Origin of the sequence: Maribacter sp. 4U21 (genome assembly GCF_002742365.1) — a bacterium.
Lineage (GTDB): Bacteria > Bacteroidota > Bacteroidia > Flavobacteriales > Flavobacteriaceae > Maribacter.
Genome location: NZ_MDGN01000032.1, coordinates 1 through 24,075 on the forward strand (window position 1 = coordinate 1; position 24,075 = coordinate 24,075).

Sequence of the window (24,075 nt, forward strand, 5' to 3'; positions counted from 1 at the left end):
AGCAAACACGTATATGGATGGACGATTATAATCATCACAGACCACATGACGCACTTGGCAAAGTGCCGCCAATAAAATACGCAGAACTTAATTCTTTTGGGGCTAGCCCCAAAAGAATTAAAAACAATAATTTTAATGAAGTTTTGGAAAACTAAACAGTTCTGATTGGGGGAAGCTTACATGGCGAGAAATCAAGGGTAAGAAATTAGGTGTACGCTTCAGTCGGCAAATACCAATCGACCGATATATTGTGGATTTTTATTGCAAAAATCTTTATCTCGCCATTGAAGTCGATGGCTCAATTCATTTTAAAGAAGGTCACCAAGAAAAGGATATGAAACGACAAAACCAATTGAAAAGCCTTGGGGTTACAGTGATTCGATTTTCGGATTTGGATGTGAAAAACAATCTGGATTGGGTCATAAAGGAAATCAAGATTGAAATTGAGAAATTAAAACCCACCCCTAGCCCCTCCCAGGAGGGGAAAAGTTCTGAACTATGATAAAATTCTTCCGCAAAATCCGACAAAACTTACTTTCCGAAGGCAAAACTGGAAAGTATTTTAAATACGCCCTTGGCGAAATCATCCTTGTGGTGATTGGAATTCTCATTGCACTACAGATTAATAATTTAAACGAGAATAGAAAAAATAAAGAACAGGAAATTGTGCTTCTAAAAGGCCTGTCTAGTGATTTAGAACTAGACATTAAACAACTGGAAAACACTCAAATAACAACTAACCAAAGATTAGAAAAAATCAAAGAGACTTTAGCACTTTTTAAAACGTCTGAACAAGTAAATTCTGCAAAGTTTGGACCTCGATTTCTGGATTTTATATTTGACAACTATTTTACTTGCAACAGTGGTGTTTTTGATGAAGCAGTATCTTCAGGAAAAATGAGTCTAGTAGCGCACGAAAAACTTAGCAAAGACATATTTAACTATTATAGATTAGCAAAAAATAATGCCATAGATGAAACTACAAGACAGAATACAGACCTAATTATAGCTCCTGCTTTTCAAGAAATCTTTACAGTTAATCAAGCTTTTGAAATGTATGGTTTTGATGTGAGTGAAATAGCTAATTTAGAAGATATTAATATTGAAAAACTAAAGCTTAACAAAGATTTTTGGACAATGACTTTGGCTAAAATAGGGCACTCTTTTGAGCAAATAAACAGTTGGAATTTAACAGAAAAAAGAGCCTCAAAATTGAAAGAACAAATTGATATAGAAATCCAATCTTTATTGTATGATTAAATTCTTCCGAAAAATCCGTCAAAACTTGCTCTTGGAAAACAAAACAGGCAAATACCTTAAATACGCCATAGGCGAAATCATCCTTGTGGTTATTGGTATCTTGATTGCTTTACAAATTAACGATTGGAATGACCAACGGAAAGACAACGTAAAAGAGCAGGAGATTCTAAAAAGGTTAAGAAAAGAGTTTACAGCTAACCGAGTACAACTTCTAGAAAAGACCAAAAATAAAAAGGACATAAATAAAAAATGCAGTCGTTTGCTCACTTTTTATAACGAACCAGAAAAGGCGGAATTAGATAGTATTTTCGCATATCTTGGAAGTGTTATTCCAACAACCTTTGACCCGATTCAAAATGACTTGGTGCGTTCGGGAAATATTGAAATCATTAAAAGCGAAGAGTTAAAAGGGTTACTTATCCATTGGAGCACGGATGTCGTTCAACTTAGAGAAGTAGAACAAATGTTTTTAAGATATTGGGAATTGCAATTTTCGAATTATCTCAACGAAATAGGCATTGCACGCGATTTTGGTCATAGCTTTTGGCAAAAAGCAGGCTCAACCCTGTTAGAGACCACAGAAATCAGAAATCCAATCCCTGGAAAATCCAAAATCAGCAAGGTCAGTAAAGAAGAACTCCTTTCAGATCCAAAACTTGAAGGCGTAATAACATGGAGCTTGAACTTAAATACCTTTACCAATCAAGAGAGCCAAACACTACTAAAGCGAATCGATTATATTCTCGAAGTTTTAGCATCTGAAATCAAAAAATAACAAAAGCACAAAATTGTTGTCAGAAATTATAACCAACCGCTAACCAATGATAAAATTCTTCCGCAAAATCCGACAAAACTTACTTTCCGAAGGTAAGACGTCAAAATACTTTAAATACGCTATTGGCGAAATTGTGCTCGTGGTGATTGGAATTCTCATTGCATTGCAGATCAACGATTGGAACCAGAACAAGAAGGACCGAAAATTAGAACAGCAGTATTATTGTCGTTTATTGGAAGATGTTAAACAGGATTATAGTAATTATGAATACTCTCTTGAACTGTTGGACCTAAGAATTAACGCGAATAATATCATGATACAGCGGTTACTGGACGATACCACACCTTTGGACAGTATCGGATGCTATCTTATAAATTCTGTCAAATTTGCCAACAGAAATTACCGAGCCACTACTGACGCATTTGAGGACATAAAATCGAGTGGTAACCTAAACATCTTAACAGACTTTTCTACTAAAAATAATCTGGCTTCCTATTATGAATCAATGGATAGAACCAGCTCTATCATAGAAACTAACGGAAAAGCTATCACAGACAAACGTTTTTTTGAAACAAAAGATTTTATTAGTTCGGGATGGATAAACATGGTAAACGATTTCAACGGAATAGACACGACAAAAGTGGACCTTGCCTTACTGAAATCAAAAGTTAATTTCACAGCTGAAATAAGGGAAATAATGTTAAATGACGCCATGTTTTATTTGGGAATCAACACTCGCAATAAACAAATTTTGAAATCAGTTGAAAATGAAATCCTGCCGATAAAAAGTTTACTTGAAAAAAAATGCCAGAACCAATAGCATTGAACAATCTAAAATAACGAGAGCGCGGCAAAATCTATAGATAATGTAGGATTTGGACTTAATAGAAAGGTTTGCGTATTTTTATGATGTCCATAGAATCCTTAGTCCTAAAGTTTCGGTTTTATTCTATATAGAAGTAAAATTTGGCTGCGCACATAACACTAATCCGATAATATCAGGGTATGAAAAACGTCTTGAATTTAATTGTTCTCTTTATAGCAACGCTATCTTTAAGCTGCCAAGGACAATCCGGCTTCGTAAAAATTGACGAGTCAGAAATCGATACGGTCAAATTAAAATCCGTGCAAAAATTAGCAACGGATATACTGCTTGCACAAAAACGTGGAACATACTACCAATTAACCAGTGAGGAAGCTACAGCGGCAATGATAGAAGGGCTGTCGGAAACAGTTCAAAAAAGTTCGCACATACAATTAAAACAATTGTTCGGGGCGTTCAAGGAAATAACGTTCCATTCCCTTCTGGAAAATGAACAGCGCTTCCGCGTGTATAGGTTCAAAGGTGCTTATGAATCGGATGCCGATGTAGAAGTGCGCGCAGTAACCGATTCCGCAGGAAAGCTGGCAGGATTCTTCATAAAACCTTGGAACGAGAGTTTATAGTTTTACTCGACCTTTGGCTACAATGTGTATACCACCCTAAAGGTCAAAAAGCGCGGCTGAATAAAAGTTTCCGAAGTAAAACCGAGATGTTATTTTTCCGCTGACCAAAGAAATGGATTTTGAAATTATCCCAACTGCGGGTTGGACCAAACCCATGGCAGATGAACACAGTGCTAAATTACGTGCCATAAGCCAAGATACTTCAAGATTGGCAGATTGGAACGCCTATACTCAAGCGAATAAACGCGCCGATTCTCTTTACGCGGCCACGGGTAAGGTCAACGACCCCTACTTCATTCACACGCACACTTATGACAGTATACAGGATATCGCACTACAGACTTACAATAGCCTTTTTAATGTAGAATTGGGGCCTGGTGGTTGGGAGAACATCAACATTGCCCATTATTGGAATATTGAAAAAGCTCTAGAGAAACACCGCTACAAGGGAAAACTATTTTTAATTGTTTATGGTGCCGGGCATAAAGGATGGATGCTAAGAGAATTGCAAAAGCGAGATGATATTACTTTATTAGAAATGACTCCGTTTTTAGATAGAATAAGTAATTAATGATAGTAAAAGTAGAAAAGAAAATAGAATGGCCATAAACCTACAACCTAATTTAGAAAATGAGTTAGTGCTTTTAAGACCGTTGAAAAGTTTAGATTTTGAAGCTTTATACGAAGTAGCAAGCGACCCTGAAATCTGGAAACTTCACCAAAATCCGGATAGATATAAAAAGGAGATTTTTACTGTATTTTTTGATGGTGCGATGGCCTCCAAAGCTGCATTCGGAATAATCGATAAGAAGACGAATACCATTATCGGTAGTTCAAGATTTAGACTACATAACACATCTGATGAAGCTGTTGAAATCGGGTGGACGTTTTTGTCTAAAGCCTACTGGGGCGGAACTTACAATACATCTTTCAAAAATCTAATGATACAACATGCCTTCCAATATTTCAGACATGTCTTGTTTCACGTAGATCATAAAAACTATCGCTCTCAAAGAGCCGTGCAAAAATTAGGTTCCGTTTTAGTAGATAAACAAGGTGTCCTAAAACATTTAAGTACTACCAAAGAAACTGGTATCACCTTTATGCTGGACAGGGAAATCTTTTAATGAAAATTATCTCGAGGCAAGTATCAAGGCGTTTTTAATTTCCATTATCCAGTAAAGATTTTAACGGGTGCACTAATTAATTACGATTTCATCGATGAACACCCAACTTTTAGCACCCGGATTTTGATGCCATGGCGGATTTTTAAGAATACTCTTTACCTCTACCCTAACATATTTAGCGCTGGTTTTTTTGAACTCTACATCAAAGAAATCCATCATAATTTCAGAAGAGGGCTTCTGTTCCGGTAACTTTACGCTATGCCAAGTCTTAAAATTGCTGCCATCGTTAGATATTAAAATATTAAAACCTACCGGATAAAAGATATAATCACTAGGGCCTGATAATGCCCCAATAGAAACCGAACTAATTTCTTTGGTTTCTTCAAATGCTATCGTTGCATTGAAGTGGGTGCCTTCGTAACCCAACCATTTGCCATCTACGAAGTTTCTAGAGCCGCGGTCCAAATCTATCAAGGTCTTAGCGCCTTTGGCCGTATACTTTTCATGAGGGGGCTTGTTTAGTGTAATCTTGTCATAATCAATAGTCCTTTTCTTGAAATTAGCGGCGACCACATCACTTTGACCCCAGCCTTCTTTAAAAGTAATAGCCTTTAAAATAGTGGTATTGGTCAGGATTATGGGCGATTTGTAAAGCGTAGCTGTGGTATCTGGAATGGACCCATCTAAGGTGTAAAACATTTGGGTATCGTTAAATGGATAACTCATCTCCACCTTTAATTCGTCCTTAACGAAATAGGAATCCGTGATAATCGTTGGCGGCATCAATTCCGTAGCCTCAAAAATATCGGAATCGATGGCATGTACCGTTAGCGTGCTATTGTCCACCAGTGCCGTAGCCAGCGTCTCATTGGTAATTTCTGTCTGCCATAGATATAAATCGGTTAGCGCAGATAACGATTTAATATCATCTAAAGCAACATCCGTGATGGCCGTTCCATAAAGGTTCAGAGATTCTAATTTTTCCAACTTTTTAACTTCAGCAAGGGTTTTATCGGTAATTCGGGTGTTCTGTAGCTGTAGTTTAGTGAGATTTTCAAATTTGGGTAGTACCCTACTAAGCGAGTCGCTAAAATTAGAACGGCCCAAGTTCATCTCAACAATATTTTCCCCGTATTCCTCCAACATATCGAAAAGTCCCTCGGTCAAATCCATTTTATTGGCCAGATTAACGATGTATAAAGGACTTTCTTCCTTTAACGGGTACGTAGGTATACCTGAATTATTCAGATTAGCCAACCAAGCCTCAGAAGCCGGTTCCAGATTTTTAGCCAGTACAGCCCGTGTGGACGTATCTTCTTCTAAATCGTTTAAATATGCCTGATTTTTTTTGCTTCGCTCCAAATCGGAGGTAATGCAATCAAAGCAATTTTCGTTCGCCAACCACCAATGTATCAAATCTATCTCATTTGGTGTTAACTGCACCTTACCTTTAGGTGGCATGTGTTCTTCGTCCTCAAGGGGTAATACCATGCGATGCGCAAGCAACGGTTTTCCCAAATCGGAGGAATCCAATATACTGCCCGTATCACCGCCGGCTAGGATTTCTGTTTGTGAGGTTAATAGTAAATTGCCTTCGGCCTTCTTTGGGTTATGGCAGCTTACACATTTGGCATCGAAAATGGGTTGTACCACATCATTATAAACCAAAGCTTGGTCAATATCCTCGATAGCCTTACTTTTTGAAGAGGTTTCCTTGGTCAAAAAGTCTTCGCCATGCGTCATACTACCACCCCAGTGGCCCGCTAAGGTCAGCATAATGTTCGCTGCAATGAATAGAGGGAAATAGAGGGTTGCCAAGAACTTTTGTTTCGAATTCTTAGCAAAGAATAAAATAACAGTAACTACGGTAAGGCTTATCGCCATCCACTTATGTCTAAACAATAATTCTTCGTCATAAGCGCCATTAGATTCCAGTAACAGTCCAGTTCCTATAGAAGCCAAAGCACTTAAAACACCGAATCCTATGGCGAGTTTTATGACACCTCCTATGTTTTCCTTGGGTCGTATTCTTTGATAAATTTCAAGGATGAAGGCAAAAATTATAATCCCAATGGGCAAATGAACCAGTACTGGATGAAAATTTCCGATATTTATAAAAAGGTATGTCATGCTCTTATTCTACTAAAATTTCATCGATAAATATAAAAGGTACCGTACCCTTGCCCTGATGCCATGCGGGAATAGTGTCCATTACATCAATCTTAAGTTCTATACTTTTATAATTTGCTTCTTTTATCGCAATATCCAAAAGTGCTATTTGCTTGGGCTCCATCCCTAAAGGTGTATCGTACGTTAATCCGCCTATTTTCTTACCCTTGGAACGTACTTCTATAGCTTGGGGCGCAAAAATCCAAGACCCATGGTCCTTTAAAGTGCTTACTATAAGTTTTGAAATGGGAATCGCCTCGTCAAAATCAATTTTTATGAGTATTTGGTCACTTTGAAAGCCCAGCCAGGCGTTCGTTCCCCTAAACTGAAGTGTACCCTTTTGAAGGTCTACCAGCCCCTGTGCTCCATTACCGCTATAGTTGGGATGCAGGCTTGGTTCTAAGGTGACCTTAGCATTTGAAATATTACGTTTTAATTGTATTAATCTGGTGTATATTTCTTCACTTTTCTGATAATCCGGATGGAAGGTACGAAAGGCGAACGTTGTCGCTTTCTCTATATGTAGAGCTTCCGTATACAAATCGGAGGTGTCGGTTACGGGGCTGCCATCTGTAGTATATCTAATTTCAGCATCTGCCATATTGAAAGAAGCGGAAACTTTTGCCGACTTCGTGAACAGCAAGGAATCTACCGTTATTTTTGGCGCAGCCAGCTCAAAAATGTTCTCCGAGGCATACAAAACCTCCTCCTTCGTGTTTTGCTTACAAGCGCACAGAAGTACAGCAACAACTATATAAAAGGTTAATTTCTTCAACATTAAACACGATATAACTTAATAGGATATGTCTTTCCCGAATTCCATTGCGCCACGTATAAATTTTCGTCATCATCTACACAAACATCATGCGGATGGTGAAACACTTTTAAGGTTTGATACATGGGATTCAGTTGCCCATCCTCATACACAGGAGTACTACCACCGGGAGCGGAAATCAATTTATTTTCCTCGTTCAGGATACTTATAAAACCTGTACCTTCGGAACCATCACCAGACCAAATCGTGGCCAGGTAGATATCTTTTTTATGCAACACGGGTCTACAGATGTATGCACCTGGTAAGTCGATAGCCTCTATATATTTTCCGTCTAGCGTAAAACGTTTCAATTTGTTCTGTTGCCTTGCGGTTATCAATAAGGTGGGGTTGGTCGCGTCACGGGTATCCAAACAAATACCGTGGGCATTATCAAAATGATGTGCTTCCGTTCCTCTACCTCCAAATACGTTTAAAAGTTCTCCGGCGGCATTATAATGCATTATATATTGTTCACCGTAACCATCCGCAATATAAACGTCGCCATTTGGAGCTATAGCCGTTTCCGTGGGAATATAGCTTTCTTTGTTCTTGTATTTTCCGGTCTCTTTTGGGTAAGGAAATACTTGTATAACCTGGCCCGTAATCGTCGTTTTTATAACCTCATGGCGGTTATTATCCGAGATGTAAAGTACATCTTCCCCGTTTTCTACATGTAGCGTAAGTCCATGCGCACCGGGATAATCGGTACCCCAAACCTCCAGCAACTTACCGGAACGGTCGTAGACAATAATATTGTTTTTGGTATGATTGGTCAGCAATAATATTCTCCCTTGAGAGTCCTGCACCATTTCATGACAATCATTTACCGGATAAAAATTAGCGTTCAATGCTCCCCATTGCAGGTCTATCTTATATTGATGCGAATTGTGACCTATAACTACATCCTTGTATGTCATTAATGAATTTGCTTGCGCAAGACCACTTAGCAGTCCTGTAGACAGAATACCCGTATTTCTGACGAAAGTTCTTCTTTTCATTAAACCAACAAATCATTTAGGACATGACCTTCCACATCGGTAAGTCGGAAGCGTCTCCCCTGATATTTGTATGTTAACTTTTCATGGTCTATGCCCAGTAAGTGTAGCATCGTAGCTTGAAAATCATGAACGTGTACTGGGTCTTTGACAATGTTATATCCAAATTCATCCGTTTCACCGTACACTACCCCCGGTTTAATGCCACCGCCGGCCATCCACATAGTAAAACATCTTGGGTGGTGATCACGACCATAATTGGTATCTGTAAGTAACCCTTGGGAGTAATTGGTTCTTCCGAATTCGCCTCCCCAGATGACCAAAGTATCCTCCAAAAGACCGCGCTGTTTTAAATCGGCCACAAGCGCAGCAGAAGCCTGATCCACATCTTTTGCCTGCTTCTCTATAGCGCCCGGTAAGTTATCATGTTGGTCCCAACCCATGTGGTACAACTGTATAAACCGTACATCTTGCTCCGCTAATCTTCTGGCCAGCAAACAATTGGCTGCATAAGTACCCGGGATTTTGGCATCGGCCCCGTACATTTTATAAATATAATCAGGCTCATTATCGGTCTTCATTACATTTGGAACAGAAGTTTGCATTTTATAGGCCATCTCATACTGCGCTATTCTGCTCCGTATTTCCGGGTTTCCGAATTCGGTAAATTGTTTTTCGTTTAGTTCTGCCAGTTTATCCAACATGGCCCTTTTACCTTCCTTAGTAACTCCTTTAGGGTCGTTCAAATAAAGAACGGGGTCTTTTGCCGCCCTAAACTGTACACCTTGATGAAGTGAGTGCAGAAATCCGTTGCCCCATAATCGAGTATATAAAGGCTGCCCGTTGGGCCTTCCAGACCCTCTGGACAACAAGACCGTAAAAGCTGGTAAATTTTTGTTCTCACTACCAAGACCATAGCTTAACCAAGAGCCCATACTGGGTCGGCCCGGCTGTTGTGAACCGGTCTGAAAAAAGGTAACTGCGGGATCATGATTTATGGCCTCGGTGTACATAGATTTTACGATACAAAGTTCATCTACCATTTTGGCTGTATACGGAAGTAAATCACTTATGTACGTACCGTTCTTACCGTATTGTTTGAAGTCGAATACGGATCCTGCCAAGGGAAAACTATCCTGACCCGAGGTCATGCCCGTTAGCCGTTGACCGTTTCTAATAGATTCCGGTAATTCTTCACCTCTCCTCTTAATTAAAGTGGGTTTATAATCGAACAACTCTAACTGAGAGGGGCCGCCGCTCTGAAAAAGATAAATAACTCTTTTGGCCTTTGAGGCATGGTGTAAGGCATTCAACATTCCATCATTACCTCCAAAATCATTAGCCTTGGTAATAATACCGTTCGCATCCTGTCTAAAAAACGATTGTCCAAGTAACGAAGCAAGTGCTACGGAGCCCGCACCTAAGGCCGCCTTACCTAAGAATGACCTTCTGTTCAATAACAGTGAACGTTCCTCTATAATTTTCTTTTCACTCATAACTAACCTCTAGTAATAGACTCGTCTAAATTAAAAATAGTGTGTGCCACCAATGACAAGGAAGCCAATTCCTTTTGGCATACATCGGCCTCTGAAATATACTCACCGATAGCAATGTAATCGGACGCCTCGATAATGCCATTGTCTATTTTTGATTGCATGTCCCTGTAATGATCTAATAACATCGTTTTTTCCTCTGCATCGGGTAAACGCGAGGTCGCTTTTTGGAAGACATACGAAATTTGTTTCTCTAGCTCTCGAGGGAATTTCTCAATACTTACAGTGGCCAAAGCTCTAGAGGCCTCTATTAATTGGGGGTCGTTCAATAGTACCAAGGCCTGTAACGGCGTATTGGTTTCTTGACGTTTTACAGAACATAGGTCCCTTGAAGCACTGTCAAAAGTCATCATACTCGGGGGCGGTACGGTCCGCTTCCAAAAGGTATACAAACTTTTGCGGTATAAATCCTCACCTTCACTCTGTACATAACGAGAGGTACTTCCCCCGCCACCGCCAGTGGTCTCTTCCCATATACCTTCTGGTTGATATGGTTTTACACTTGGTCCGCCTACTTCTTTCGTTAATAAACCACTGATAGCCAGTGCTTGGTCACGTATCATTTCGGCCGTAAGTCTTAGACGGGGCGCTCTCGCCAGTAGTCTATTTTCCGGGTCTTGCTCCAATAGTTCCGGCGTAGTCACCGCGCGCTGTTTATAGGTGGCGGACATGGCCATGTATTTTAACATTGCTTTCGTGTTCCATCCTTCGTCCCTGAATTTAATGGCCAAATAATCCAACAGCTCTGGATGTGAGGGTAAAGCACCCTGATTTCCAAAATCATAAGAAGAACTCACCAGGCCATTTCCGAACATACGCTGCCAATATCTATTTATGGTTAGTCTTGCCGTTAGTGGGTTTTCATTATCAAAAAGCCATTTAGAAAGTCCCATCCTATTTTTAGGATAGTTCTCTGGAAATGATAAAACGGATTTTGGTGTGTCGGGGAATACTTGGTCCGTCGGTTGGTCGTAAACCCCACGGTTTAGGATAAATGCAGGTTTCCACTCCTCTCGCTCGTACATAACCATGACAGGTACTTCTTTTTTAGGCGCTTTGTCAAAGTTGACGAAATCCAATACACCGCTCGCTTCCTTTTCCGTAATGGTAATATATGGTTCTGGAGTTTCCCCTGGTAAAGGAATGGACAATTTTTCCTTGTTATTACTAAAGAAGCTAAAAAGCTCAAAATGTTCTTTTTGACTGATAGGGTCGTATTTATGATCGTGGCAACGAGCACACTCCAATGTCAATCCCAAAAAGGTGGTGCCAAATGTTTGTAATCTATCTTCTACATACCCCACATGGTATTCTTCCGGAATAGAACCTCCTTCAAAGGTAATTTTATGATTACGATTGAAACCGGTAGCCAATATTTTTTCCAAATCGGCATCGGGCATTAAGTCACCAGCCAACTGATAGGTTACAAATTGGTTATAGGGCATGTTTTCATCGAAGGCGTGAATTACCCAATCTCTCCACGGCCACATGGTTCTTTCAAAATCGTCTTGATAACCGTGTGTATCTGCATATCTTGCAATATCCATCCACTCGGCGGCCATGTGCTCGGCATGATCTATGGTCTGTAACAATGAATCTATCAGATTCTCATACGGATCCCCAGCAGTATCATTTACAAAAGAATTCACCTGCTCTGGAGAAGGTGGAAGCCCCGTAAGGTCAAAAAACACCCTGCGAACCAATTTTTCTTTGGAGGCCACCTCCGACGGGGCAAGACCGTTTAAGCGCATTTTTTTCAGTACAAATTTGTCTATTTCGTTGTTTGCCCAGGCCGAATCGTTGATTTCAGGTACCTCAGGCTTTACCGGGGCAATAAAGGCCCAATGCTCTTTATATTCTCCTCCCTGCGCTATCCATTTCTCTAGAATAGCTTTCTCTTTGGGCGTTAATTCCAAATTAGATTCTAGAGGTGGCATTAATAAGTTGGCGTCCTCGCTGTAAATACGGTGCACTAACTCACTTTCCTCCGGTTTGTTCGGAACAATAGCAAACCGGTCCTTATTTTCACCGAGTGCCGCATAGGCATCTTCTGCTGTATGCAAGGATAAATTGCCCTCAATAGCGTTCTTGTCAGGGCCATGGCATATAAAGCAACGGTCAGAAAGAATAGGTTTTACGTCAAATGTAAAATCAATTTTTTCCGGAATACCTTGGATATCAGCTTTAGCGATGACCCTTTCAGAAGTAGAGGGTTTCTGTTCGCACGAATAATAAACACCGCAAAAATATAGTACACCAAGGCTTATCAACATTTCCTTTAGCGACAGTTTTATTTTCAGAGAATTATAGGTTTTCATAGCAAAAATTACCTTAAATCGTTAGCTAAAGTTAATGACGAAAGAAAAAACTAGGGATAAAATTCGACTAACAACAATTTTGAAGTCATTAATACCTAATTCATTAACAACTCATTATCAGAAGTTTCGCAGCTGAAACTAGTTACCATAAATTTAGCCAAATTTTCAACTAATCAAAATAACCAACTTAAAAGCGAGCTCTTTTTATCTTTGAATTAGTTAAAGGTTGCACTCATTAAAGCAACCAAAGAAGGTGCGGCTCCATTTTCGACGGAACCAGTTATATAAAGCTTATGTTTTTCTTCAATTCCTCGAGCAAGAGGTAGGACTATTCCGGCTCCAGGAGTTCCGGACGGCTGCACACCTAGAATGCCTTCTCCTATTATTTCTCCATCAGGGGAATCTAAACGAACATTAAAATTATAGGCCGCTTTTGGTGCTTCTTGCCAACCTACGGCCAAAACTATCATTTGAACACCAGTAAGATCTACTTCTTCAATTTCGAACCATCCCGCTTCACCTTGCAGCACTAATAAATCTTGACCTCCAAAAGTAACTGCCGACATGTCCTTGGTTTTGGTCGCTTTAGAAAAACCTATGGTATTGCTGGATAAAGCGATAGACTTGGAACCTGTTAACGGTATTACACCATCTGCTCCTCCATCCGTATAACTTGCCGTAATGACCATCATTTCACCGGGGTTTTTAGCCTCTGGAAATATCTTTCCGTTCGCAGGAAGCGATAATTTCTTAGTACCATCCGAGACTAATGATTGTATATAAAGAGCTATCTGCCTAGACTCATCTGAAGTAATATTGGGATGTGCAGGCATCATTACTTCGCCCCAAACTCCGGTTCCGCCAGAAACTATTTTTTTCTTTAAATAGGGAATAACATCGTTTTGATCTTTGTAACGTTCAGCTATATCCTTATAATTGGGACCAATAGATGCTTCTGCCTCCTTATGGCAAGTTTTACAATCCATGGTTTGCGTCAAGGCTTTACCTGTAATTTCGCCAGATACCTGCTGATGTCCTAAAGACATAGCAACCTTATCCATACCTTCCAAATAATCCACACTTACAAAAATATTAGCCTCGTTCACCGAAGTATTGCTATCCACATCTGTAACGCTGACGGCGTATTCTACTTCTTGACCAGGAACAAAGAAAGAGGTATTACCACCCTTAATGGCAATGGTCACCTCGGGTCTTGAATTGCCTGCCACAACAACAATGGAATTACTTTTAGCCGATTCGCCAGCAGTATCCTTAACCGCTACTGAAATCCTAAAATCCCCTGCATTGGAATAGGTATAAGAAATTTGAGGATTTTTGGTTTCTTTAATTTCTCCATTTCCTAAATCCCAAGTATATGTCATATCATCATTTTCACGATCTCTTGCCTTCACGGTAGCCGTTACTGAAAGGGGCAATGGTCCAGAGGTATGGTCTAACATAAATTCATCTATTAATGGCGGTCTATTTCCACCATTATACGATATATAACTTAGACCGGAATCAGCATTTTTAGAAAACCATCCGCTACCGTACTCCAGAAGATAAATTTTACCATTTGGACCTACCTCCATATCTATAAGATTGTTTACATCAATATCCGATGCAAAAGGCTCCATTTTATTAAAACTACCATCTTTATTGAGATGCAGGGCTTTCATCCATCCTCTCATCCAATCATAGATAATGACCTTTCCATCATAATAACTTGGTAACTTTTCCTCTCCTTGATATAGGTCTGAGTAATATGTGGGACCGGCCATGGCATTTCTGCCGCCCGTTCCCAATTGCGGAAAGTCTTGAGAAGCATCATAAGGATAAAATGAATAGGCCGGCATTGCCTTTGGGAGCTCTACTAAACCGGTATTATTTCTAGAATTGTTAATAGGTTTTTCCGGATCAAAAGCAGCACCGGACTCCCCTGTCTTATAGTTATAAGACCTGTAAGCGAAGTTATCACCTATAAATAAGGGCCAGCCAAAATTACCGGCTTCTTTAGCCTGATTCATTTCGTCATAACCTCTAGGACCTCGTGTTGCTAAACTATCAACTCGTGCATCTGGTCCCACATCTCCCCAATACACATATCCTCTTTTGATATCCACAGATATGCGATATGGATTACGGTGTCCCATTGTGTATATTTCAGGTCTTGTTTTATCTGTTCCAACAGGGAATAGGTTGCCATTTGGAATGGTATAGCTACCATCTTCATTCACTTTTATTCGCAATATTTTACCTCTAAGATCATTAGTATTTCCCGATGACCTTCTGGCATCATACTGTTCATGACCTGGGATGTCATTCAGAGGTGCATAACCACTATTTATGTATTTGACTCCCTTTTCGTTAAATGGGGTTGAGTTATCACCTGTGGACAAATACAGTATATTATCAGGTCCAAATGCAATAGAACCACCCGTGTGACAGCAGATTTCCCTTTGACTATCAACATCTAATATCACCTGTTCCGAAGCCATATCAAAAACACCATCGGTAAATTTGAAACGTGACAAACGATTTACCTGTGCATCACCTGTTGGGGCATAGTATATATAAACCCAATTATTGGTTACAAAATCAGGGTCTTTTTGAATGCCCATTAAACCCTCTTCTGCATTAACCCCAGGCGTGTTCAATGTTTTATGATATACATCTAACTTGGCCACTTCGCTAATTTCCTTAGTTGCTTCGCTATACAACAGAACCTCTCCCCTACGTTGCGCTATAAGTACATCATTATTAGGAAGGATAGTCATCTCCGTAGGCTCAAAAAACTCTCCCTCAGAAAGCGAAATTTTTGAGAAACGGTCTATTTCCGGTGGTATTCGGGAGATTACTTTGGAATAATCGAGCTGTTCGTTATCGCCTATTGCATATATTATTCCGCCTAAAATATGTTTTAAGAAAAATTCCTCGGAGTAGCTTTCTTTCGTATGTCCCGCTCCAGTGTAAAAGGCTCTTCCCCCATCAAATTCATGATACCATGCAAAAGGGTGATTGTCTCCGTTTTCACCACCTTTATACGTAGACTCATCCACTGTCATTAAAACATTTACATCTGGGTTAATATTTTTGTAATTGTATATTTCATCTTCCCTATGCCAGACCTTCTCTGTCAAATGTTTTGTAGCTATAAAGCTATTATCCTCAATGATAAAGTCGGCTTCGGGCGTACCTGTGGGATGACTCAAAAATTGCGCTCCCACTAGATTATTGTACCAGCCCCAATCATATTCACAATCGGCTGCTGCATGGATACCTACAAATCCTCCTCCAGATTGAATATAACGTTCAAAAGCCGCCTCTTGATAATGATCAAACACGTTCAATGTGGTACTCAAAAAAACAACAGCCGAATATTGTTTCAAATTATCATCATTGAACAGCGCGGCATTTTTGGTGGTATCCACCACAAATCCGTTTTCTTTGCCCAGTTTTTGTATAGCAGTAATTCCAGCTGGAATAGAAGCATGTTTAAAACCCATTGTTTTTGAGAAGACCAATACTTTTGGCTCCCCCTCCCTTTTATTATTACACGAACCCAGAATTAAAGTCAAAATCAATATTGATAAGGATAATACCTTTTTCATTTTTAAAAATTTTGTTAAGCGTTAATCAAAATAGATTTAAAAATAATATTAGGAACTTTATAAACCAACACATCCCGAAGGGAAGATTGTATTTTTCCCAAAATTTTGAGCAAAACAGGATGGAAAAATCAAAAATTCCCAAATTCTATTTTAAAAATGACAAGGAATTTAGGGCGTGGCTGGATGTAAATCATAAAACCTATTCAGGTATTTATCTCATTTTTTATAAAGTGGACCATGAAAATGAAAGTATGCGATGGGAAGAAGCCGTCAGGGTTGCACTATGCTATGGATGGATAGACAGCACCCTAAAAAGTTTGGGAGAGGGAAAAAGGAGACAATATATCTGTCCCAGAAAACCTAAAAGTGTTTGGAGCAAGGTGAACAAAGAGCATCTAAAATCTCTAGAAAAGGCCAATTTAATGCATGAAAGCGGCCGTGATGCTGTGGCCATTGCCAAGGCCAATGGCTCGTGGGTGGCTTTGGACGATGTGGAGAATGGTATCGTTCCAAAAGACCTAGCATATGCCTTCCGTCAAAATACTAAAGCTTTCAAGAATTTTAAACGTTTTACCAAGGGCAACGCAAAAGCTACCTGTATTGGCTAAATCAGGCAAAACGAGAAGCAACAAGAGAAAAGCGAATAGCAGAAATTGTACGGCTGTGTGCTGCTAACGAAAGATACAGAAATGGCGGACAGCGCTAACTCCCGTAATGCTAAAACATCAATTCTATCTGAACTAATTGTAAATTATATGTTATTTTTACATCATGTTCGGAGGGTGTACCAAGCCAGCGTGTTTCCGTTATTGGTTTTCCTTCCCTACCCCCAAAAAATGTCAAAATTACCCAAGGAACACCAATTCTTGGATTTATCGGATTATGGTAGACCTGTTGCGAGAATTATTGCCAATAGTCTAAAACATACTTCCTTCACTCCTATACATGTTACCATAAGTTTTATCATCGCCGGATTAGTGGCAATTGTTTGCTTATTGAACCAGTACTATTGGGCTACCTTATTCTTTCTCGTCTTGAAGTCTATCCTCGATGCCGCGGACGGGGAATTGGCAAGATTGAAAAAAACACCATCGTACACGGGACGTTATTTTGATTCTGTTGCAGATATTATCCTGAACCTTCTCATACTCATTGCTATTTGGCACGTAAGCTCTGAATCGTGGTTTTTGACGGTTTTAGCATTCGTTGGATTACAGCTACAGGGCACCCTATACAATTATTACTACGTAATTTTAAGAAAAAATAAACGCGGAGATACCACAAGCCGCATATTTGAAAATGAGACGCCTACTGCTTTAAAAGGAGAGAGCCAGAGAAGTGTAAATATTTTCTTTACGTTGTATAGTTTGCTCTATGGTGTCTTTGACCGTATTATCTATGCGCTGGACCGTGAAGCAGAAAAGAGCAATAGCTTTCCCAATTGGTTTATGACCGCAGTTTCTACCTTTGGTCTAGGTTTTCAATTATTGGTCATCGGTTGTATGTTGGTGCTGGGTCTTAGAGATTATATTATTCCCTTTTTTATCGGTTATTCGCTCTTCATTTTAATTTTTATCCTGTTGAGAAGAATTATAAATCGCTAATTATTTCTACCTTCCCATGGCTAATTCAATGCTGCCATGGTGAAATCTATATTACGTCATAAACCCCTCCTTTTTCTGATTGTGCTGATCGTTGCGTGCCAAGGTCAAGAAGAAATCACCTACGATATCGTACTAAACAACGGTTCTATTATAGACTTGGAAACGGGTAAAATATCTAAACAACATATAGGTATCACTAATGGTATGATTATGGAACTTAAATCTGCATCCGAGGATATTCCATTAAAAGGTAAGCTAGAAATCGATGCGCATGGCAAATATCTTTTACCTGGATTTTGGGACAACCATGTGCATTTTAGAGGTGGCGATTCGCTCATTGAAACAAATAAAAATTTTCTGAAACTTTTTATGGCCAACGGAATAACCACGGTACGAGATGCTGGTGGGGACCTTACCAAGAATGTTATGGAGTGGAAAAATAGTATTGCCGAAGGAACTTTGGTCGGTCCTACCATCTTTACATCCGGGCCAAAAATAGATGGCAAAGGTGCAACATGGGCAGGCTCTTTTGAGGTCGATAATGAGGCTGACATTCAAAAAGCATTAGACTCGTTGCAACGGATACCTGTAGATTTTGTGAAGCTTTACGATAGCCGAATCGCTGCCAAAGATTACCTTAAAACCATACAGGAAGCTGAAAAAAGAGGCCTAATCACTTCCGGACATATGCCATTTACCGTTACTTTGGACGAGACCGTAGCCTCTGGCATTGATGCCATTGAACACCTTTATTATATCATGAAAGGCTGCGCGGCCAATGAAGTTTCCGTCACCAACAAAATGAAATCCGGGGAAATAGGCTTTTGGGACGCCATGCCCTTATTGATGCAAAGTTTTTCGGACACTACAGCGGCTAATACTTTCGCTTCCTTAAAGAAAAATGATGTTCATGTGGTACCTACGCTACATATCGGTAAGACATTGAGTTATTTAGATGAGGATAATCACGAAAACGACCCTTATTTAAAATATATGACCCCTAGCCTTATCCAGACCTATCAGGGACGGATAAATAGAGTAAAAAATTCCAAACCTGGAGCTGTTGCCAACCGAAAAGCACTCGATGCCTTTTTTGGTGAATTGGCCAAATCCCTAAGTGATGCCGGAGTTGGGCTTTTAGCCGGTTCGGACAGTGGTGCTTACAACTCCTTTGTTTATCCAGGAATATCACTTCATCAAGAATTACAAGAAATGGTGGGCAACGGTATTTCCCCGCTGGAGGCCTTGCGGACCTCAGCTTATAACGGGGCCAAGTTCCTTAAGAAAGATTCTGACTATGGTAGTCTTACCAGAGGCAAGATTGCGGATATTGTACTTTTAGATGCTAATCCTCTGGAGGAAATTGGGAACACGGAAAAAATCCATTATCTAATTAAAAGCAATACAGCCTATTCTGCGCGGAAGTTAAAAGCACTGCTCGACAGCGCCATAAAAATTGATTAAATGAAAAATGTTATTCTTGTTACGGTTTGTTTCTTAAGCTTGATGCTCAAGGCACAGACCCTATTGGTACCCGACCGTGTATTTGACGGGGAGAAATTACATTCGGATTGGGTAGTACTCGTGGAGGGAAACATCATTACCTATGCAGGTACTGCAAACGAATTGACCAGACCTGCTAACATTAAGAAAATTTGGCTGGCGGGGACAACGCTAACGCCCGGTATTATCGAGGGATATTCCCACCTATTACTACACCCCTATAACGAGACCGATTGGAACAATCAAGTGTTGAAGGAATCGCCTGTAGAGAGGGCCATCCGAGGGACCGTACATGCTAAAAACACCCTAATGGCCGGCGTCACCACCACAAGGGATTTAGGGGCCGAGGGAGCCGGTTACACCGATGTTTATTTGAAAAAAACTATTGAAGAGGGAATTATTCCAGGACCTCGTATGCTTGTTGCCGGACCTGCTATAGTCGCCACGGGTGCTTACGGACCCAAAGGATTTCACGATGGTGTTACCGTGCCACTCGGAGCTGAGGCGGTTAGTGGAATGCCGGAAGCAATAACAACGGTGCGACGTCAAATGGGAAATGGTGCCGACTTTATTAAGATTTATGCCGACTACCGTTGGACGTCAGGGGCAATTTCCCAACCTACCTTTTTACAGGAGGAAATCGATGCCATGGTCGCTACGGCTACCAGTGCCGGAAAATACGTCGTCGCGCATGCAAGTACACCCGAGGGAATTAAGCGTGCTATTAACGGAGGTGTAGAAACCATAGAACACGGAGATGGGGCAACTTTAGAACTGTTTAAACTGATGAAGGAAAAAGGTATCGGATTCTGTCCGACTCTAGCGGCCGGAGATGCAATTGCACAGTACCGTGGCTGGAAGAAAGGAAAAGAACCGGAACCGGAACGCATAAAAAAGAAAAGGTCCTCTTTTAAATTAGCATTGGAATCGGGTGTAGCTATTGTTTTTGGTGGTGATGTGGGTGTTTTTACCCATGGACAAAATTATAGGGAAATGGAATTGCTCGTCGACTACGGAATGAAACCTATGGCGGTACTAACCTCAGCGACTTCCCAGAATGCCCGTATGTTTCATTTGAACAAACTCGGAAGCTTAAAGAAGGGGTATTGGGCGGACATCATTGCCGTAAAAGGTGACCCTTTACAAGATATTTCCAGAATGAAGGATGTAGTATTTGTGATGAAGGATGGTGTTGTTTATAAAGAAGCGAACTAAGTGTTAGCTGTCAACTGCCATCTGCCAACTGCCATCTGTCTACTGTCCACTGCCTACTGTCTACTGCCCAATGCTTACTGACTACTGCCCACTGTAAACCGTCTACTCCACCTCTTTCAACAACACTTCTATGGATTTTTCTAGTTGTTCATCCCGGCCATTAGCAATGACATCCGGTTGGTTTTTAACTAAAATCTCTGGATTGGTCTCGTTATTCTCCAACCATTCTCCTGCCTTGTTCTTTGCACTTACCGGTACCACACCCCAAACACCTCCATTGGGTAAGCGTTCCCAACCTGCAAAACTGCAGGTTCCTGGTACGGGCATTCCTACGGTCTTTCCGATTTTTAAATCCACATAACCGCTTGCAAAACAAGAACCATCACTATACATAGACTCGTTGAACATGGCTAAGGTGGGTTTTGTCCACCTAGAGGTAGGTTCCCCACCTACGACCCTATCTTCGGTCTCATAGGAAAGAAAGGGTATACCCGTAAAGAACATCGCTAGATCCGCTACCAAATCCCCGCCTCCATTGAATCGCGTATCTACAATTACCGCTTTTTTATCTATGAACTTACCCATCATTTGTTCGTAGATGGTGCGGTAAGGTTCATCGCTCATGCCCGGAATATGCACATAACCCAATGTTCCCTTACTTTTTTCCAAAACCTCTTTTTCGTTCTGTTTCACCCATCTATCGTACAATAGTCTACTTTCCTGACCTAAAGAAATTGGTTTTACGGTAATCTGTTTTCTAGTGTTATTGACTCCAACAATGTCCAACAGCATAAATTCTCCTGCTTTTCTGTTAAGATAACTGGCAATATCCTTGGAGGGCAGTATTGTTTCACCGTTTATTTTCTCGATGAGCATCCCGGGCTTCAAATCAAAACTTGCCTTATCCAACGGACCTCCCTTAATGACTTCGGCAATTTTTATACCGTAGCCCGTATGACCGTAATCCATAAAAATTCCCAAAGAAGCGGTAGCATCCCCATTTCTAATATCATCGTTGAAGCGCCCGCCCGCATGCGAGACGTTCAACTCACCCAATAGTTCCGAAACCATTTCAGCAAATTCATATGAATTACCAATATGTGGTAGGTATTTTTGATATTCCTTGCGCATGGCCTTCCAATCAATTCCGTGAAAATTGGAATGGTAGAAAATACCATTGGTACGCAGCCAAATATGGTCAAACATATACTGACGCTCCGCATCGGCATCCAACACCATTTCCGACTTTAATTTAACATTCTCCTTTTTACCGGCCTTGATATCTACTTTTGCTATTTTCCCATCGGCAAGTAGAAACAAATTCTCTTGTATCCCGTCCCATTGTAAACCACCGGATTTGGCTCCTAGGGAAACCAGCATCTTGGTATTCTTGGTCCTGACCTCTGTTTCCCAAAGGTTTAAATCCTTCTCAAAACGAGTAAGATAGTATAGCTTTTCACCGTCCTTAGATAGCACAGCGTCTGCCAATTTTGAAGAATGTATGGTTAAACGTGCCTTGCGGTCTTGAACATCTTCCAAATCAAATTTTAAAGGTTTTACGGTTTCGTTTTTCTCGTCATCGTTCTTTTTCTTTTTCTTCTTATCCCCTTGATCATCGGCTCCCTCATCCTCCTTCTCATCGCCCTCTTCCATCAACTTTATCAAATCGTGTTCTTCCTTGGTCATATTAAATTTATCCCATCCATCTTTGGTCAGGAACATGCTATAAACATCAAATTCTGACTGTCCACTGGTGGCATAACTTTTTAATCCGTTTCGATTGGCGAACCAGATAATCTGATTACCATCATTTATCCATTTTGGCGATATATCATAATAACCACTTTCTGTTAAATTGGTACGTGATTTCCCATCGGCCGAAATGAGTAATATTTCACTATTACTTAGGGTGACGCCCCAGTCTACCAAAAGCCATTTGCTGTCTGGACTCCATTGGTAATACTTATCGCCATCCGAAAAGTGATATAACTCGTTGGGTGTAAGTAAGGTAGTAGTCGTATTTGTTTTTAAGTTTTTGACTTTCAACGTTCTACGCCCTTCTATATAGGCCATTAGATTACCATCTGGCGAAAACTCAGGAAGGTATACATCCGTAGTCGTAGTTAGTAAGGTGTCTTCCTTTAAGATGGTGGCTGCGAAAAAATAAGGCTCTTCTTTTCTAATTTTAGAGGTTTTGTAAATACTCCATTTTCCGTCCCGTTCGCTTGCATAGGTCACCGCTTTACCGTCTGGCATGAATTTTACGAAACGTTCCTGCTCCGGCGTATTGGTGAGTCGCTTGGTCAAAGAACCATCTACGGCGGTTACGAACACTTCTCCCCTACTTACAAAAGCGATTTCCTTGCCATCTGGCGAAATGTCCATTTCACGAACGCCACCGTTCACAGAAACATATTCCAATGCATTTGTGGCACGCTGCGTTCGTATAAATACCGGTACTTTTTTAGGTGTTTCACCTTCCCTAAGCGTATAGAGTTCACCGTCATAACTAAAACTCATGGTACCATTCCCTATACTTAACGAGCGAATTGGGTGTGTTTTAAGTTGCGTTAGTTGGGCCTTACCAGACCCGTCCGCAGCCATTTTATGCACGTTGTAGGAGCCACTTTCTTCACTTAGGTAGTACATAACCTGATCATTAGCACTATACACGGGATTTCTGTCCTCACCTTTGAAGCTGGTCAACATCCTGTGTTTACCTGTGGCTACATCGTATTCCCAAATATCCCGGGTTATGGCAGATACGTGGTGCTTTCGAAAGGTATCCTCATAACCCCTTTTTATCATGGTACACTAACTTGGTGCCTTCCCTATTCGATTGAACATCTTCTGCCGGTACTGTTAGCACCTGGTCCACACGACCTCCTTCGATTGGTACGCTATAAAGCTCAGGCTGAAATGGGTGGATGGAGAAATTAGGGGTTTAGGGGTTTAGGGGTTTAGGGGTTTAGGGGTTTAGGGGTTTAGGGGTTTAGAAGAAGTAAAACTATTTCAAGCATCCAAGACTTTTGAACTCCTTAACTTTTGAATTATTTTTGATGCCTCATCTAAATAGGTATTTTTTCCGCCATGGAAAACCAAGAAAAATATTGGACCGCACGTTATCACAATCAAAGTACAGGTTGGGATATTGGCCACCCCTCCTCTCCTTTAAAGGCATATATAGACCAATTGCGGGACAAGTCCATTAGCGTACTAATTCCAGGAGCGGGAAACGCCTACGAAGCAGAATATCTATGGCAAAATGGGTTTAGGAATATTTACGTGATGGACATCTCTCAAATCCCCTTGACCTCGTTCCAGCAAAGAATTCCTGACTTCCCCAAAGAACAATTACTTCAAGAAGATTTTTTTGAGCACAAAGGCCTGTATGATTTAATTCTAGAACAAACCTTTTTCTGCTCTTTTGTACCTACGGACGAGAACAGGCTTGGATATGCAAAACAGATGGCAAACCTTCTAAAGTCCAATGGGAAACTGGTAGGTGTTTGGTTTAATTTTCCTTTGACCGGCGATATGGAAAAACGTCCTTTTGGGGGCGATAAAGCATTGTATCTGAGCTTCTTTCGGCCTTATTTAAAGTCACTTACTTTTGAAATCTGTCACAATTCCATTCCGCCAAGGCAGGGAAAAGAACTGTTCGGGATGTTTATGAAGAAGTAAT

The 24,075-nt window shown here is 40.6% G+C and carries 20 protein-coding genes and 1 pseudogene; 14 read left to right on the top strand and 7 right to left on the bottom strand.

Translation table 11 applies throughout. The features are described 5' to 3' along the window. The 8 genes and pseudogenes from BFP77_RS05730 to BFP77_RS05765 all read left to right on the top strand — a co-directional run. The coding region (locus tag BFP77_RS05730; protein WP_143751846.1) for an integrase core domain-containing protein at positions 1–155 on the top strand (155 nt) is incomplete at its 5' end. Between the two features lie 26 nt (positions 156–181). Continuing rightward, positions 182–502 (top strand): annotated as a pseudogene (locus BFP77_RS05735) (endonuclease domain-containing protein); the annotation flags it as partial. Next, a complete protein-coding gene (locus tag BFP77_RS17110) occupies positions 499–1,260 on the top strand; it encodes a DUF6090 family protein (protein ID WP_218963457.1) in 762 nt (253 codons plus the stop codon). The pseudogene BFP77_RS05735 and the gene BFP77_RS17110, both read left to right, overlap by 4 nt. Beyond that, the gene (locus BFP77_RS05745) at positions 1,253–2,035 is read left to right on the top strand and encodes a DUF6090 family protein (RefSeq protein WP_099573097.1); all 783 of its coding nucleotides are present in this window, start codon (positions 1,253–1,255) and stop codon (positions 2,033–2,035) included. The genes BFP77_RS17110 and BFP77_RS05745 overlap by 8 nt, the downstream gene beginning before the upstream one ends. A gap of 46 nt (positions 2,036–2,081) precedes the next feature. Further along, positions 2,082–2,855 (top strand): DUF6090 family protein, encoded by a 774-nt coding sequence (locus BFP77_RS05750; RefSeq protein WP_099573098.1) that lies wholly within the window; start codon positions 2,082–2,084, stop codon positions 2,853–2,855. 185 nt (positions 2,856–3,040) lie between these two features. Further along, complete coding sequence (locus tag BFP77_RS05755; protein ID WP_099573099.1) at positions 3,041–3,481, top strand: hypothetical protein; 441 nt, start codon at positions 3,041–3,043, stop codon at positions 3,479–3,481. Positions 3,482–3,593: 112 nt separating this feature from the next. Beyond that, a complete protein-coding gene (locus BFP77_RS05760) occupies positions 3,594–4,052 on the top strand; it encodes a hypothetical protein (RefSeq protein ID WP_099573100.1) in 459 nt (152 codons plus the stop codon). Positions 4,053–4,080: 28 nt separating this feature from the next. Continuing rightward, positions 4,081–4,608, top strand: coding sequence for a GNAT family N-acetyltransferase (locus tag BFP77_RS05765; protein ID WP_099573101.1), 528 nt, complete (start codon positions 4,081–4,083; stop codon positions 4,606–4,608). A gap of 72 nt (positions 4,609–4,680) precedes the next feature. Here BFP77_RS05765 and BFP77_RS05770 read toward each other — a convergent pair whose 3' ends face one another. The 6 genes from BFP77_RS05770 to BFP77_RS05795 all read right to left on the bottom strand — a co-directional run bounded on the left by BFP77_RS05770 (position 4,681) and on the right by BFP77_RS05795 (position 16,068). After that, complete coding sequence (locus tag BFP77_RS05770; RefSeq protein WP_099573102.1) at positions 4,681–6,738, bottom strand: FN3 associated domain-containing protein; 2,058 nt, start codon at positions 6,736–6,738, stop codon at positions 4,681–4,683. A 4-nt stretch (positions 6,739–6,742) separates the two neighbouring features. Continuing rightward, entirely contained in the window at positions 6,743–7,555 is an 813-nt protein-coding gene (locus BFP77_RS05775) for a chitobiase/beta-hexosaminidase C-terminal domain-containing protein (RefSeq protein WP_099573103.1), read from the bottom strand. Further along, positions 7,555–8,589 (bottom strand): 6-bladed beta-propeller, encoded by a 1,035-nt coding sequence (locus BFP77_RS05780; RefSeq protein WP_099573104.1) that lies wholly within the window; start codon positions 8,587–8,589, stop codon positions 7,555–7,557. Before BFP77_RS05780 ends, BFP77_RS05775 begins: the two co-directional genes overlap by 1 nt. Continuing rightward, entirely contained in the window at positions 8,589–10,082 is a 1,494-nt protein-coding gene (locus tag BFP77_RS05785) for a DUF1501 domain-containing protein (protein WP_099573105.1), read from the bottom strand. Before BFP77_RS05785 ends, BFP77_RS05780 begins: the two co-directional genes overlap by 1 nt. A 2-nt stretch (positions 10,083–10,084) precedes the next feature. Then, positions 10,085–12,457: a PSD1 and planctomycete cytochrome C domain-containing protein gene (locus BFP77_RS05790; protein WP_257212882.1), complete on the bottom strand. Its 2,373-nt coding sequence runs from the start codon at positions 12,455–12,457 to the stop codon at positions 10,085–10,087. A 215-nt stretch (positions 12,458–12,672) separates the two neighbouring features. After that, the gene (locus BFP77_RS05795; protein ID WP_099573106.1) at positions 12,673–16,068 is read right to left on the bottom strand and encodes a ThuA domain-containing protein; all 3,396 of its coding nucleotides are present in this window, start codon (positions 16,066–16,068) and stop codon (positions 12,673–12,675) included. A 119-nt stretch (positions 16,069–16,187) separates the two neighbouring features. Here BFP77_RS05795 and BFP77_RS05800 point away from each other — a divergent pair, with 119 nt between their 5' ends. The 5 genes from BFP77_RS05800 to BFP77_RS05815 all read left to right on the top strand — a co-directional run bounded on the left by BFP77_RS05800 (position 16,188) and on the right by BFP77_RS05815 (position 20,390). Continuing rightward, positions 16,188–16,676, top strand: coding sequence for a YdeI/OmpD-associated family protein (locus tag BFP77_RS05800; RefSeq protein WP_306475419.1), 489 nt, complete (start codon positions 16,188–16,190; stop codon positions 16,674–16,676). Then, a complete protein-coding gene (locus BFP77_RS17460) occupies positions 16,664–16,774 on the top strand; it encodes a YdeI/OmpD-associated family protein (RefSeq protein ID WP_306475420.1) in 111 nt (36 codons plus the stop codon). Before BFP77_RS05800 ends, BFP77_RS17460 begins: the two co-directional genes overlap by 13 nt. A 130-nt stretch (positions 16,775–16,904) precedes the next feature. Further along, positions 16,905–17,672, top strand: coding sequence for a CDP-alcohol phosphatidyltransferase family protein (locus BFP77_RS05805; RefSeq protein ID WP_099573116.1), 768 nt, complete (start codon positions 16,905–16,907; stop codon positions 17,670–17,672). A 36-nt stretch (positions 17,673–17,708) separates the two neighbouring features. Continuing rightward, a complete protein-coding gene (locus BFP77_RS05810) occupies positions 17,709–19,136 on the top strand; it encodes an amidohydrolase family protein (protein WP_099573107.1) in 1,428 nt (475 codons plus the stop codon). Next, positions 19,137–20,390 carry a metal-dependent hydrolase family protein gene (locus tag BFP77_RS05815; RefSeq protein ID WP_099573108.1) on the top strand — a complete coding sequence of 418 codons (1,254 nt, stop codon included), beginning with the start codon at positions 19,137–19,139 and terminating at the stop codon, positions 20,388–20,390. Between the two features lie 102 nt (positions 20,391–20,492). Here the strand turns inward: BFP77_RS05815 and BFP77_RS05820 are convergent, their stop codons facing one another. Further along, on the bottom strand, positions 20,493–23,198 hold the full coding sequence (locus tag BFP77_RS05820) for a S41 family peptidase (RefSeq protein ID WP_257212883.1): 2,706 nt from the start codon (positions 23,196–23,198) through the stop codon (positions 20,493–20,495). 282 nt (positions 23,199–23,480) lie between these two features. Here BFP77_RS05820 and BFP77_RS05825 point away from each other — a divergent pair, with 282 nt between their 5' ends. Continuing rightward, positions 23,481–24,074, top strand: coding sequence for a methyltransferase domain-containing protein (locus tag BFP77_RS05825; RefSeq protein ID WP_099573109.1), 594 nt, complete (start codon positions 23,481–23,483; stop codon positions 24,072–24,074). Position 24,075: the final 1 nt, after the last annotated feature.